This window comes from Aeromonas sp. ZOR0002 (assembly GCF_963866995.1).
Classification (GTDB): domain Bacteria; phylum Pseudomonadota; class Gammaproteobacteria; order Enterobacterales; family Aeromonadaceae; genus Aeromonas; species Aeromonas caviae.
In genome coordinates this window covers 1-13,438 of record NZ_CAWMFQ010000373.1, presented here as the reverse complement: position 1 = coordinate 13,438, position 13,438 = coordinate 1, and the positions used below count along the sequence as shown (strand labels likewise).

General features: G+C 62.2%; 11 protein-coding genes. All 11 read left to right on the top strand.

Going from position 1 to position 13,438, the window contains the following annotated elements; translation table 11 throughout:
- The first annotated feature begins 53 nt into the window (after positions 1-53).
- Positions 54-251 (top strand): 50S ribosomal protein L35, encoded by a 198-nt coding sequence (rpmI, locus tag AACR77_RS19950; protein ID WP_005300673.1) that lies wholly within the window; start codon positions 54-56, stop codon positions 249-251.
- Positions 252-266: 15 nt separating this feature from the next.
- A complete protein-coding gene (rplT, locus tag AACR77_RS19945) occupies positions 267-623 on the top strand; it encodes a 50S ribosomal protein L20 (protein WP_010674800.1) in 357 nt (118 codons plus the stop codon).
- Between the two features lie 306 nt (positions 624-929).
- On the top strand, positions 930-1,913 hold the full coding sequence (pheS, locus tag AACR77_RS19940; RefSeq protein WP_041215128.1) for a phenylalanine--tRNA ligase subunit alpha: 984 nt from the start codon (positions 930-932) through the stop codon (positions 1,911-1,913).
- 12 nt (positions 1,914-1,925) lie between these two features.
- A complete protein-coding gene (gene pheT, locus AACR77_RS19935) occupies positions 1,926-4,313 on the top strand; it encodes a phenylalanine--tRNA ligase subunit beta (protein WP_042879523.1) in 2,388 nt (795 codons plus the stop codon).
- Positions 4,314-4,316: 3 nt separating this feature from the next.
- Positions 4,317-4,613: an integration host factor subunit alpha gene (gene ihfA, locus AACR77_RS19930; RefSeq protein WP_005300715.1), complete on the top strand. Its 297-nt coding sequence runs from the start codon at positions 4,317-4,319 to the stop codon at positions 4,611-4,613.
- A gap of 54 nt (positions 4,614-4,667) precedes the next feature.
- The gene (locus AACR77_RS19925; protein WP_042879520.1) at positions 4,668-8,591 is read left to right on the top strand and encodes an ATP-binding protein; all 3,924 of its coding nucleotides are present in this window, start codon (positions 4,668-4,670) and stop codon (positions 8,589-8,591) included.
- A 1-nt stretch (position 8,592) separates the two neighbouring features.
- The gene (locus AACR77_RS19920) at positions 8,593-9,843 is read left to right on the top strand and encodes a response regulator (RefSeq protein WP_039040767.1); all 1,251 of its coding nucleotides are present in this window, start codon (positions 8,593-8,595) and stop codon (positions 9,841-9,843) included.
- Positions 9,844-10,458 carry a GNAT family N-acetyltransferase gene (locus AACR77_RS19915; RefSeq protein WP_042879518.1) on the top strand — a complete coding sequence of 205 codons (615 nt, stop codon included), beginning with the start codon at positions 9,844-9,846 and terminating at the stop codon, positions 10,456-10,458.
- A 72-nt stretch (positions 10,459-10,530) separates the two neighbouring features.
- Positions 10,531-11,304, top strand: a complete 774-nt coding sequence (cobB, locus tag AACR77_RS19910; protein ID WP_041215132.1) for a Sir2 family NAD+-dependent deacetylase — start codon at positions 10,531-10,533, stop codon at positions 11,302-11,304.
- Between the two features lie 85 nt (positions 11,305-11,389).
- On the top strand, positions 11,390-11,869 hold the full coding sequence (locus AACR77_RS19905) for a hypothetical protein (RefSeq protein WP_042017169.1): 480 nt from the start codon (positions 11,390-11,392) through the stop codon (positions 11,867-11,869).
- On the top strand, positions 11,866-13,438 hold a 1,573-nt coding region (locus tag AACR77_RS19900), incomplete at its 3' end, for a GGDEF domain-containing protein (RefSeq protein WP_042879516.1). The genes AACR77_RS19905 and AACR77_RS19900, both read left to right, overlap by 4 nt.

Below are 13,438 nucleotides of genomic sequence, written 5' to 3'. Positions count from 1 at the left end.
CATGAGTCGGTTCGCCTTGCGATTTTGTTGTCACTCACAATGCGGAGTATGAAATGCCGAAGATGAAAACCAACCGGGGCGCCGCAAAGCGCTTCAAGAAGACTGGCTCAGGTCGCTTCAAGTGCAAGCACAACCACCTGCGTCACATCCTGACCAAGAAGAGCAGCAAGCGTAAGCGTCAGCTGGGACCGAAGTTCTTTGTTTCCGCTGCCGACCACAAACGTGTTGTCGCTTGTCTGCCGTACGCATAAGGGGGGATGTGAAAAATGCCAAGAGTTAAACGTGGTGTGACCGCTCGCGCTCGTCACAAGAAAGTAATGAAAGCCGCCAAGGGTTACTACGGCGCCCGTTCCCGTGTCTACCGCGTAGCGGTACAAGCGGTAACCAAAGCTGGTCAGTATGCCTACCGTGACCGTCGCCAGAAGAAGCGTCAGTTCCGTCAACTGTGGATTGCGCGTATCAACGCTGCAGCCCGTCAGAACGGCCTGTCCTACAGCCGTCTGATCGACGGTCTGAAGAAGGCTTCCATCGAGATCGATCGCAAGATCCTGTCCGATATCGCCGTTCACGACAAGCTGGCTTTCACCGCCCTGGTTGAAAAAGCTAAAGCAGCTCTGGTCTAATCCAGCTCTGTTATAAAAATAAAGGAGGCTCAGGCCTCCTTTTTTGTTGCTCATTTTTGAGCGTTGGCAGGCAGTATGCCACGTTCATAAATGCTTTATCCTTCCATATGCCAACAAACTAGAACAAACAACGCTTGTCTCAATCCTGTTGCATCTGGCTTGTGGCTTTCTCCATATAACAAAATGATTTGCAGGGAGAAAAGCCCGTCATAACTATGGTCAGCCAAGGGGCTTTTTTTGTATTATTCCCCTCTTGACCTTATTTAGCCTAAAGGCTCCTGTTCCGGGAGTGGTGACGAGGAAGACATGCAACAGCTTGAAGAAGTAGTCGGCCAGGCCAAGGCCGAAATTGAGGGCGTAAGCGACATCGCCGCCCTCGACGAAATCCGGGTCAAATATCTGGGTAAAAAGGGCTTTTTTACCGAGCAGATGAAGGGCCTGGGCGCCCTGTCTGCTGAAGAGCGTCCCGCCGCGGGCGCCGTGATCAACCAGGCCAAACAGCAGGTTCAGGATGCCCTGAATGCGCGTCGTGAAGCCCTCGAAGTCGCCGTGCTGAACCAGAAGCTGGCCGCCGAGACCATCGACGTCAGCCTGCCGGGCCGCCGCATCGAGAATGGCGGTCTGCACCCGGTGACCCGTACCATCGAGCGCATCGAGCGCCTGTTTGGCGAGATGGGCTTCAAGGTTGCCCGTGGTCCCGAGATTGAAGATGGCTTCCACAACTTCGATGCGCTGAATATCCCGGCTCACCACCCGGCGCGTACCGATCACGACACCTTCTACTTCAATCCTGATCTGATGCTGCGTACCCACACCTCCGGTGTGCAGATCCGCACCATGGAACATCAGCAGCCGCCGATCCGCATCATCGCGCCGGGCCGCGTCTATCGTAACGACTACGACATGACCCACACCCCGATGTTCCACCAGGTCGAAGGCCTGCTGGTCGACGAGCATGCCAGCTTCACCGAGCTGAAAGGCATCCTGCACGACTTCCTGCGCAACTACTTCGAGGAAGACTTGACCATTCGCTTCCGTCCTTCCTATTTCCCGTTCACCGAGCCGAGCGCCGAAGTGGACGTGATGGGCAAGAACGGCAAGTGGCTGGAAGTGCTGGGCTGCGGCATGGTGCACCCGAACGTGCTGCGTTCGGTCGGCATCGATCCGGAAAAATACTCCGGCTTTGCCTTCGGCATGGGCGTTGAGCGCCTGACCATGCTGCGTTACGGGGTCAACGACCTGCGTGCCTTCTTCGAAAACGACCTGCGCTTCCTCAAGCAGTTCAAGTAAGGGCGAGAGAACATGAAATTCAGTAAATCCTGGGTGATGGAGTGGGTCCGCACCGAGTTGAGTGACAATGCACTGGCCGAGCAGATCACCATGGCCGGTCTGGAAGTGGACGCCGTGGAAGCGGTGGCCGGCCAGTTCAACAATGTGGTCGTGGGTGAAGTGGTCGAGTGCGCCCAGCACCCGGACGCGGACAAGCTGCGGGTGACCAAGGTCAACGTGGGCGAGGCCGAGCTGCTGGACATCGTCTGCGGTGCGCCGAACTGCCGCCAAGGCCTGAAAGTGTGCGTGGCCAAGGTCGGGGCGACCCTGCCGGGTGATTTCACCATCAAGAAAGCCAAGCTGCGCGGCCAGCCGTCCCACGGCATGCTCTGCTCCTTCAGCGAGCTGGGCATCGACGTCGAGGCTGATGGCATCATCGAGCTGCCGCTGGATGCCCCCATCGGGACCGATATCCGTGAATACCTCGCGCTCAACGACGTCAGCATCGATGTGGATCTGACCCCGAACCGTGCCGACTGCCTAGGCATCGCGGGTCTGGCCCGTGAAATCGGCGTGCTCAACAGCGTGGACGTGGTCGAGCCGACCTGGGCGCCGGCTGCTGCCACCTGTGATGCCACCTTCCCGATCCGGGTTGAAGCGCCGGCGGATTGCCCCCGTTATCTCGGTCGTGTCATCAAGGGGCTGAACCTGCACGCCCAGAGCCCGCTCTGGATGCAGGAGAAGCTGCGCCGTGGCGGCATCCGTTCCATCGACGCCATCGTCGACATCACCAACTACCTGCTGCTGGAATACGGCCAGCCGATGCACGCCTTCGACCTGGCGACGCTTGAAGGGGAACTGGTGGTGCGCCGCGCCCGTGCCGACGAGCCCATGACCCTGCTCGATGGCAACGAGGTGAAGCTCAAAGAGACCACGCTCGTGATTGCCGACGCCAAAGGCCCTGCCTGCATGGCCGGCATCTTCGGCGGCGATCGCACCGGTGTCTCCGAGACCACCACCGACATCCTGCTGGAGTGCGCCTTCTTCGCGCCGCTCTCCATCACCGGCCGTGCCCGTGCCTACGGTCTGCATACCGATTCTTCCCACCGCTTCGAGCGCGGGGTGGATCCCGAGCTGCAGGCCAAGGTGATGGATCGTGCCACCCGTCTGCTGCTAGATATCTGCGGCGGTGAAGCGGGTCCGGTCATCGAAGTCAAATCCGATGCCCATCTGCCGAAGGCCGCCCCCATCAAGCTGCGCCGCACCAAGCTCGACAAGGTGATCGGCATCAGCGTGGCGGATGCGCAGGTGGTCGAAATTCTGACTCGTCTGGGCATGCAGGTAACCGTGGATGCTGACGGCTGGACCGCGCTGGCTCCCTCCTGGCGTTTCGACATCGCCATCGAGGAAGACCTCATCGAGGAAGTGGCCCGTATCTACGGCTACAACAATATCCCGAACCTCAAACCCGCCGCATCCCTCGCGATGGTGGAGCAGGCTGAAGGGCAGGTGACCCTGAAGCGGGTGCGCGACCTGCTGGTTGACCGCGGTTTCCAGGAAGCGATCACCTACAGCTTCGTGGATCCCAAGACCCAGCAAACCCTGTTCCCGCAGAGCGATGCCATCGTGCTGCCGAACCCGATCTCGGTCGAGATGTCCGCCATGCGCGTCTCTCTGTTCCCGGGTCTGGTGCAGGCGGTGGTCTACAACCAGAACCGTCAGCAGCCGCGCGTGCGCCTGTTCGAGCAGGGCCTGCGTTTCATCAAGGACGAGAATGCCGAGAATGGCATCCGTCAGGAACCCATGCTCGCCGGCATCATCACCGGCAACCAGGGGGACGAGCACTGGGATGTCAAGGCCCGTCCCGTCGACTTCTTCGATCTGAAGGGTGACCTGGAAGCGGTGCTGGATCTGACTGCAGAAGGGGCTACCTTCACCTTCGAGCGCACCGAGCACAGTGCCCTGCATCCGGGCCAGAGCGCAGCCATTCTGCGCAATGGCGTCGTGATCGGCCACATCGGCGTGATCCATCCGAGCCTCGAGAAGAAGCTGGGGCTCAAGAGCCGCGCTGTCATGTTCGAGCTGGAGCTGGACAAACTGACGCCGGCCAAGGTGCCGGTTGCTGCCGAAGTATCCAAGTTCCCGGCCAACCGTCGCGACATCGCCGTGGTGGTTGACAGACAGATCCTGGCTGGCGACGTTCTGGCAGTAATTAAAAAAGTTGGCGGAAATCAGTTAGTTGGAATAAACTTGTTCGACGTATACCAGGGCGCTGGTATGGCAGAGGACAAGAAGAGCCTGGCCATCAGCCTGGTGTTGCAAGACACCCAGCGCACCCTGGAGGAGAAAGAGATCGCCGAGACCGTGGACAATGTCGTGCGGGCCCTCGGTGAAGAGTTGAATGCATCCTTGAGGGATTGATCTATGGCGCTTACCAAAGCCGACATTGCAGAGCACCTGTTCACCCAGCTCGGGATGAGCAAGCGTGAAGCCAAAGATATGGTGGAAGCCTTCTTTGAGGAGATCAGACAGGCGCTCGAGCGTGGCGAACAGGTCAAGATTTCCGGCTTCGGTAACTTCGATCTTCGCGAGAAGAACCAGCGTCCCGGACGCAACCCCAAGACGGGGGAGGATATTCCCATCAGCGCCCGTCGCGTGGTGACCTTCCGGCCCGGCCAGAAGCTCAAGGCCAGGGTAGAAAATGTTGAACCCAACGAGTAAGAAAAAGCCAGGCAATCGCCTGGCTTTTCCATTCCGATGATAAAAATCCTTCTGTTGTCCGGCGCGCTGCTGGCCTTGCCACTGCGTGCCGCCATACTCCCGCTGTCACCGGATGCCCAGGCTTATGCCGATTCGCTCACCGGACTGACCTTCTGTTACCCGGCCCTGCAACGTCCTCCCTATCTGGAGGCGGAGGGGGGCCTGCTTATCGATCGCATGACGCGGCTGGCAGAGCTGTTGCCGGTACCGGTGCATGTCGAGAAGCGGCCGAGCTGGGCTGCTGTGACGCAGGATCTGCTGAACGGGCGCTGCGATCTCATTCCTCACGTCGGGCCTGCCCGGTCGAACTCGAGCGATACCGTCCTGAGCCGCGCCATGCTGGAAGCGGAGTCTGCCATCCTCTATCGGGGTGAGCTCGATCAGGCGCAGTTTCTGGTGTCACCCATCTGGCAGGCCCAGGAGACCCTGAAGCGTCTCTATCCTGGTTCATCCCAGCAACTGCTGACCGATGCCGAGAACTGGTATGGTGCCCTGGTGGCCGGCAAGGGCAGCGCCTATCTCGGTGATTATCTGCAACTGCGCTACCTGATGCGGGAGTACCCGGATGAAGGGCTGCGTCTTCGCCGTCTTCGTAGCGACGATCTGGTCATCAGCTACCGGCTGATGATGCGCAACCAGCCCGAGTTGCTGGAGCTGGTGGATACGGCCATCCGCTATTTGCCGCCGGGCAGTCTCTACCGGGATCTGGGCAAGTATCTGCCTCAGGGTGAGCAGGATGTGAATCCCCTGCATTTTACCGACAAGGAGCAGGCCTGGCTGGTCGGCAAGGCCCACACCATCAAGATGGTGGCGGATCCCGGCTTCATGCCATACAGCGGTGTCAACCGGCAGGGAGAGCTCATTGGCTGGAGTGCGGACGTCTTGCGGGAAGTGAGTCGGCAGACGGGGCTGCGCTTCGAGCTGGTGCCTGCCGCCAGCCGGGAGGAGGCGCTGGCATTGTTGCGCAATGGCGATGCCGCCATGATGGTCGGACTGATGGAGTCCGCCGCCCTGAACAAGGAGTTCGACTTCACCAGGATGGTGGCGACCAGCCGCTATGCCCTGGTCAGTCGCAGCAAGAGGGGGCCTGTCTCCCTCGCGGACGTGAGTGGCAAGGTGGTGGTCCCGAGAATGCTCTATGATCCCGGCCTGCTTGCCCGGTTCGGCCAGCATGAGTGGGAGGTGACCGACAACCTGCTGCAGGGATTGGCGGCGGTGCGGCATGGGGATGCCCAGGCCATGCTGGCGGAGTTGTACCAGCTCCAATATCCCATTCGAAACAACCAGTTGAGCGAGCTGACCATCACCGAATTGCCGGAGCGTTTCGGCCTCGGCTTTGCCATCCGGCCGGAACAGACCAGCCTGGCAGGGGTACTGGATCAGAGCCTGATGACCCTCAATGATCGGCAGGTGGACGAGCTGGTGCAACGCTGGCGCCGCCTGGTGGTCAACCAGCAGGAGGGGGTCAGCTACGGTTTCTGGCTTGGCTCCGTGTTGCTGGCACTGCTGATCAGCATGGCGGTGATCTGGTCAGTCTGGCGATCCCGCCAGCAACTGGCCCAAGAGGCCCGCGAGCGTCACAAGGTAGAGCAGGCGCTGGCGCTGGAAAGCAAGTTCAGGGAGTCTCTCTTCCAGGCGCTCCCTGTTCCCGTGTTCTTGCGCAATGACAAGGGGGAGGTGATCAAGCGCAACAAGCGGGCCAAGCGCATGGAGGCGCGCTACGCCGCCGATCTGGTGCTGCCCGCGCCCCAGTTGCAGGGCGCCGAAGGGGAGCTGGCGCTGCACGAGCAGGTCTACTCCTATGCCCAGATCCCTTTGCGACTGGGGCCCCAGGCACCGGCAGGGGATCTTATCGCCCTCTCCGACATCAGCGCCCTGCGCGAGCGTACCCGCCTGCTGCGTCAGGCAGAGCGGCGCCTGCGCGCCCTCACCAATACGGTGCCCGGTGTGGTGCTGCAATTCACCCTGCTGGGGGGAGCCATCACCCGGGTGGAGTTTGTGAGCCGGGGCAGTCACGAGCTGTTGGGGCTGGCGAGCCAGCAGATCCGGGTCAATCCCAACGAGACCCTGACCCGCATCTCCCATCAGGACAGGCGCGAGATGCGAGCCCCCATGCTGGCCATGCTGCAAGCCGGGCGACCTTTCTCCCATCTGCTGCGCTATCAGCACCCCGCCAAGGGAACCCGCTGGCTGCAATTTTCCGGCAGGGGGCGCCGTCAGGGAGAGGGGTGGCGGATCTACGGGGTGGTGCAGGATGTGACGGCCAGGGTGGAGCAGGAGCACTCCCTGCAACTTTCCCACGAGCAGGCCCAGCAGGCCGTGCTTGCCAAGGGGCGCTTCCTGGCCGCCGTGAGCCACGAGATCCGCACCCCCATGAACGCCATGCTCGGCCTGCTGGAGTGGCTCGAGCAGACCGAACTCAATGCAGAGCAGGCCTCGGTTCTGGCCCATGTCAGGCAGGCGGGCAATGAACTGCTCGGACTGCTCAACGACGTGCTCGACTTCAGCCGCAACGAGACGCGTCAGTTGCGCCTCTCCGTACAGCCCACGGATCTGGTGGAGCTGTGCGAGCATGTGGCGGCGGTGCACTGGTCCAAGGCGCGATCCCGCCATCTGCAACTGCGCCTGGCGCTCGACCCGGCGCTGCCCGCCTTGATGGATCTCGATCCCCACCGGGTGCAACAGGTGCTGCACAACCTGCTCTCCAACGCCATCAAGTTCAGCGAGCGGGGAGAGGTGGTACTCTGGGCCCGGCGGCAAGGGGAGTGGATTTTGTGCGGGGTGGATGACGAGGGACCCGGGATCAGTGCCGAGCTGTTGCCCCGGTTGTTCCAGCCCTTTGAGCAAGGGGAGGAGCCTGGCCAGCCCAGAGCCCAGGGGACCGGGCTTGGGCTGGCCATCTGCCGCCAGCTGATGGAACAGATGGGGGGCGAGATCCGGGTTGAACCTCTCGCTCGCGGGGGCAGCCGTTTCCTCTGTTCCTTGCCCCTCAGACATGCGCAGGAGAAGGCGCTCTGGCAACCGCGCGTCAAGACGGTCTCCCTGCAACTGTTGCCCGGGGAACTTGAATATATGCGGGCCTGGCTCGCAGCGTTTGGCGTGGCCGAGGACCCGGCTTCACCTTGCCTTGGGGCCATGCAGGACGATGGGGGCTTGCGCGCCTGGTACTGGCAGGGGGAACCCTGGATCCCGGGCTCCGTGGTCAGCCTGCTGCAGCCCAGACTCGTCCGTGGCGCCGAGGAGATCACAGACTTGCCGGGGGCAGGCAGGCGGGTGCTGCTGGTGGAAGATCATGAGGTGAACAGAATGCTGATCAGCATGCAGCTGGGTCAGCTGGGGGCCCGGGTATTGAGTGCGGCCAATGGCCGTCTGGCACTGGAGATCCTGCAATCGGAGTCGGTGGATCTGGTGCTGACGGACCTGCAGATGCCGGTGATGGACGGCGCCGAGCTCTGCAGGCAATTGCACGCCGATGAACGCTGGCAGCATCTGCCCGTCTACGTCATCACCGCCGATCTCAGCGAGCAGGCGGCGCAGCGACTGGCGGAATGCGGCTGTCAGGGTCATCTGGACAAACCCGTCTTGCTCAGGGATCTGGCCGTACTGCTTCGTACCGTCTTTGGCCCCCATGACGGGGGGAAGGCACCGCAGCCAACGGCAGCCCTTTCCCTGCCCGTGTCCCTCAGCCCGGCCCTCGTTGACATCTATCTGGCATCGGTTCACCAGGATCTGGCCGACATTGAGCGGTGTGTCACACAAGGGGACGAGAAGGCCCTCAATACGGCTTTACACAAGATGAAGGGGGCCGCCAAAATGGTGGGGGCTACCCCCCTGGTAGAGGTGATCGACCGTTGGCAGGAGGCCCCCGGACATCCCCTTGGAGCCGCCTTGAGGCAGTGCGTGGAAGAGGTCTGCCGACAACTGGGCGAGAGAGCATGACATGATCATCACAGATGAAGAGTTGATGGCCTTGCTGGAGTCTGATGACAGCCAGGAGCCAACGTTTTACCCGGTCAGCGTCTATGCCCTGGACGCCGTCTCCCATCAGGCGGTCAAGGGGGCGGGCCTGCCGGCCTATGCCAATCTGCACCGCACCCGACCCGATGCCGGCTGGCAATGGGAAGGGCTGTTTGCCGCCGGGGCCATCGCCCTGTTTGATCCTGCCTCTCATCAGGGGGCCGACTATCTGCCTCATCTGCTGGCTCCCGGGGCGGGGATCTATCGCCTCAGCGATCCCTGGCTCGAGGGGTTGCAGGCACGGGAGCAGGGGTGGCGTGCCTGGCTCGCCCAGTGCCAGATCCTGCTGCTCGAAGATCACCCCTTCCAGGGAGCCTGCATTCAGCAGGAGATCCAGGGACTGGGGTTGCCCTGCCACTGGGTTCAGGATGGCGAAGGGTGCCTCAAGGCGCTGGAAGAGGGGGGCGTGAGATTGCTTATCTGTGATCTCAGCCTGGCGGAGCAGGATGCCATCAGCCTGCTGATGAGCCATCCCCAGTATCGCCACAGCGGTCTGCCCATCATCCTGCTCTCCGCTCATGATCAGACCCTGATAGACGGCGCCCGGCGTCTCCTGCACGATGCGGGTTTCAACGTGCTGGCCGCCCTGGCCAAGCCGCTGCAAAGCGACGATCTGCTGCGTCTGCTCAAAATGCTCTATCTTGGCCCCCAGCGTCAGCGCAGGCTGGGCGGGCTCAAGCGCACCGTGCGTAGCTGGCAGGGAGAGGCGAGAGGACAGCTTGGGCTGCTGGCAGATGCGGCTTCCTGCACGCTACCGATCTGGCTGAGCCTGAGCGGCCTTTCCCCTCACTGGGAGCCGCTCAAGCTCTGGCTCGAGCAGCATGGACGAGAAGCAAGCGAACTCACCCTGGTCATCCACCGACGGGATCACCTGCTGAGCCAGGCGGACCGTTTCGCCCTGGTGCTGCAGGCGAGCCTCGCGGGTGCCAGACTCGCGCTGCTGCTCGATCATGCCCAGCACCTGCCGTTTGATCTCATCGAGCGTCTGCCGTTGCAATCCTTGCTGCTCGGGCAACACCTGCTGCCCGAACTGGAGGCGATGGCTGCCGACTCCTTGCTGGCCCGCTTCATCCAGCGCTCCCGGGAGCTTGGCATCGCGCTCTACCTCGACGACCCCTTCAACCTGCAGGATGCCGCCCAGTGGCAGGATCGCGGCGTGGCAGGGCGCTGGTGAATGGCTCGCTATCTTTGCTGGCCGCTCGATGAGCCGCGCTTGTGGCAGGGAATGTCGGGTTGGACGGCTCCCGCCTCACGGGCCGCCCTGCCGATGACGATGGTGGTGGGGGGACTGACTTGCCGCTTGCAGGAGCTGGCGGGCAGCGACCCGAAGCGAATAAGCGCGGCTTATGACGCCCTGAGCGAGCAGAGCGTCTATTTGCGTTTCATGCGGGCCAAGCAGCCTGCGACGGCCAAGCAGCTCGCCTTCTTTCTCGACTACCCCAGAGAACCCCAGATAGGATTGCTGCTGACCGACGAGCAGGGGGCGCCGCTTGCCATGGCCCAGTCCGTTCGCCGGCGCCTGCACCCGGACAGGGCCGAGTTCTCCTGCATCGTCGCGGATCATTTTCAGCATCGCGGCGCCGGGCGTCGCATCCTGCTGGCGCTTGCGCGATTGGCATACGGGGAGGGGATCCGGGAGTGGACGGCGGAAGTGCTCGGCCAGAATCGCCCCATGCTGGCCCTGCTCAAGGGGCTCGGGTTGCCACTTACCCTGGTGACAGGACGAGAGATGGTCTTTGCCAGGCTGGATCTCGCGCCCATGGCGAGCTTTGTGCTCCCGTCGGCCTAAGACCAAGGGCGAATGGGCCGCCTCTTGCTCCTGTGCTAAGGTCAGCCTGTTACCCGTTGGAGGAGAACAACCATGGTGCAGTCAGCCAAACATATCGTGATCCTCACCGGTGCCGGCATCTCGGCCGAATCCGGTATCAAGACCTTCCGGGCCTGTGATGGCCTGTGGGAAGAGCACAGGGTGGAGGACGTGGCCACCCCTGAAGGCTATGCGCGGGATCCCGAACTGGTACAACGTTTCTACAATGCGCGGCGCCATCAGTTGCAGCGCGCCGAGATCCACCCCAATCCGGCCCACTATGCATTGGCCCGGCTGGAGCGCCTGCTGCCGGGGCGCGTCACCCTGGTCACCCAGAACATCGACAACCTGCACGAGAGTGCCGGCAGCAAGAACCTCATCCACATGCACGGCGAGTTGCTCAAGGCCCGCTGCCCGGGCTCGGGTCAGGTGATCGAGTGGCGCGGGGATCTCCATCAGGAAGAGCTGTGTTCCTGCTGCCAGTTTCCCCACCCGCTGCGCCCCCATGTGGTCTGGTTCGGGGAGATGCCCCTCGGGCTTGACCGCATCTACTCGGCCCTGGCCCAGTGCGATCTCTTCATCTCCATCGGGACCTCCGGGGCGGTCTACCCTGCCGCCGGATTCGTCCATGAGGCCGGCCTGAACGGTGCCCATACGGTGGAGCTCAATCTGGAGCCGAGCGAAGTGGGCAGCCAGTTCGATGAAAAACGTTATGGTCCGGCTTCCTTGCTGGTGCCCGCTTTTGTGGATGAACTCCTGCAAAGTTGCGGTGTGCATCAGCCTCTCACCGTCGAGGGACATAACTGGATGGAGATGCGGGGCCCATAATTATTGATTTTTCACACAGTTGCATTGACCCACTGAAATCGCCACACTGACACCTAACTTCAAGATGCAGCTGGCACAACATGTCATGAACTTTCCAATGCGCGGGATGGCCTCTCTCCTGCTGGTGCTTTTCTCGTTCGGTACCCAGGCTTCCTCCTCTTCGCTATTGCAACTGATCCTGCCGGATAAGCGGGAAATCACCCTGGATGAGGCGGCGTTGGCCGCCTTGCCACAAGTGGAGTTCGAGACGGCGACGCCCTGGACCCTCGGCACCCACCGCTATCGTGGACCGACCCTGAAGAGCGTGCTGGCGGCGCAGCAGGTGGATAGTGCCAGCGCCATCGATGTCGCCGCACTCAATGGCTACCAGCAGCGGGTCGATCTCTCCCTGTTTGCCAAGGTGCCGCTGACCTTGGTGCGTTACCAGGATGACAAACCGCTCACCCGTCGCAATAAAGGGCCGCTCTGGCTGCTGGTCCCCCTCTCGGCCCATCCCGACATGGATGTGTCCGCCATCCACAACAACATGGTCTGGCAGGTGATCCGCATCGAGGTTGTCCCGTGACGCGACGCCAGCGAGATAACCTGCTGCTTGCAGCCATTTCCCTGCTGTTTCTCTTCTCGTCCCTCTGGGGGCTGCTGCTGCAGAGTCGGCACGAGCAGCTCGTTGACATGTTCTACCGCAACACCCACTGGAACATCAGCCAGGTAATGCAGGAGTCCCAGCGATTTCTCTATGATGTGCGCCTCTATCGTGCCGGGGCGCTCGACATGGCGGCCCTGAGCCTGGATTACGACCTGCTGTGGAACCGGCTGGATGTGTTCCTGATCAGTACCGAGACCGCCGATGCGCGGGCGAGGCATGGGTTGGGGGAGGTGCTTGAACGGCTCTTTGACGAACTCAAGGCGCTGGATCCTCAGATGCAGTCCGGGGAGCTGAAGAGGGGGAAAGCCCTCGATCTTGCCCTCGTCCGGCTGACCGGTTTGATCCATCAGGTGGAGCAGATTGGGGATCAGATCCTTTCCGGCCAGGAACGGGAAGCCTCCCTCAACCAGTTGCGCCAGAGCCTGTTCTGGATCCAGATCTGGCAGTTGATCCTGCTGGTGATGGGCTGTGTGCTGGTCTTTGCCCTCATTCGAACCAATCTGCAGAATCGTCGCCTCTCCCTGCTCGATCCCATGACCCGGCTTGGCAACCGTCGGGCCTTGCAGGGGCAGCTCAGGCAATCCCTGCTGCAAGATCGGGTCCAGGCGCTGGCGGTGCTGGATCTGAAGCGGTTCAAGCAGGTCAATGATCTGCTCGGATACCAGGTTGGTGATCGCCTGTTGCAGGCCGTTGCGGCCCGGTTGCGTCAGGCATGCCCCGGCCGTGCGTACCGGTTGGGGGGCGATGAGTTCGCCGTGGTGCTGGACGACGAAGAGGGAGATCTCGATGCCCGCATGGCGGCCATGGTGAGCCTGTTGCAGTTTGAGTTCGTGACCCGGGAAAGCAGCTTTGATCTGGCGTGTCGCTTCGGAGTGGCCAGGTGCGAGGGTGGCGAGGATGCCGATGAGCTATTGGAGCAGGCCATATTGGCATTGAACGAGGCCAAGCGTGAGGGGACCACCCTGGTGTGGTATCAGAGTGCGATGAAGGCTGACCTCCACATGGCCCAGCGGCAGTTGCACCAACTGCGGGAATGGCTGGCGGGGGCCGCCCCTTCACCCCTGGAGACCTTCTGCGAGCCGATGAGAGACGAGCAGGGCGTGCCGGTGACGGCGGTCAGCCTGCGCTGGCGGGTGAGCCAGCAGCCCTGTGACGTGGGCTGGATGCAGGAGCGTGGTGTCCTTGGGCCCGTGATGGCGCGATGGCTGACAGAAGAGCCATGCAGTGGCACCTTGCTGGTGATGCTTCATCAGCCTGCCCAGCTGGCCCCTCTGCTGGCGAGCCTGCCCCCCTTGCCACAGGGGAGGCTGATCCTGGCATTGCCTGCGCTGATACAGGATGCCACCCTGCTTGAGAAGGTGCGCGAGTGTGGTTGCATGCTGGCGCTGAGCGAGCTTGGCAGCAGCGCCCCCGAACTGCTGCAGGCGGGCTGGCCAATTCGCTACTGGCTGCCAGCCCCCTCCGGGTACGAGGCGCTGCTCCAGCCGT

Coding starts and splice junctions, on each gene's coding strand:
- AACR77_RS19920 (WP_039040767.1), top strand. CDS start 8,593: ATGATCATCACAGATGAAGAGTTGATGGCCTTGCTGGAGTCTGATGAC.
- pheS (WP_041215128.1), top strand. CDS start 930: ATGCAACAGCTTGAAGAAGTAGTCGGCCAGGCCAAGGCCGAAATTGAG.
- rpmI (WP_005300673.1), top strand. CDS start 54: ATGCCGAAGATGAAAACCAACCGGGGCGCCGCAAAGCGCTTCAAGAAG.
- AACR77_RS19905 (WP_042017169.1), top strand. CDS start 11,390: ATGAACTTTCCAATGCGCGGGATGGCCTCTCTCCTGCTGGTGCTTTTC.
- pheT (WP_042879523.1), top strand. CDS start 1,926: ATGAAATTCAGTAAATCCTGGGTGATGGAGTGGGTCCGCACCGAGTTG.
- rplT (WP_010674800.1), top strand. CDS start 267: ATGCCAAGAGTTAAACGTGGTGTGACCGCTCGCGCTCGTCACAAGAAA.
- cobB (WP_041215132.1), top strand. CDS start 10,531: ATGGTGCAGTCAGCCAAACATATCGTGATCCTCACCGGTGCCGGCATC.
- AACR77_RS19915 (WP_042879518.1), top strand. CDS start 9,844: ATGGCTCGCTATCTTTGCTGGCCGCTCGATGAGCCGCGCTTGTGGCAG.
- ihfA (WP_005300715.1), top strand. CDS start 4,317: ATGGCGCTTACCAAAGCCGACATTGCAGAGCACCTGTTCACCCAGCTC.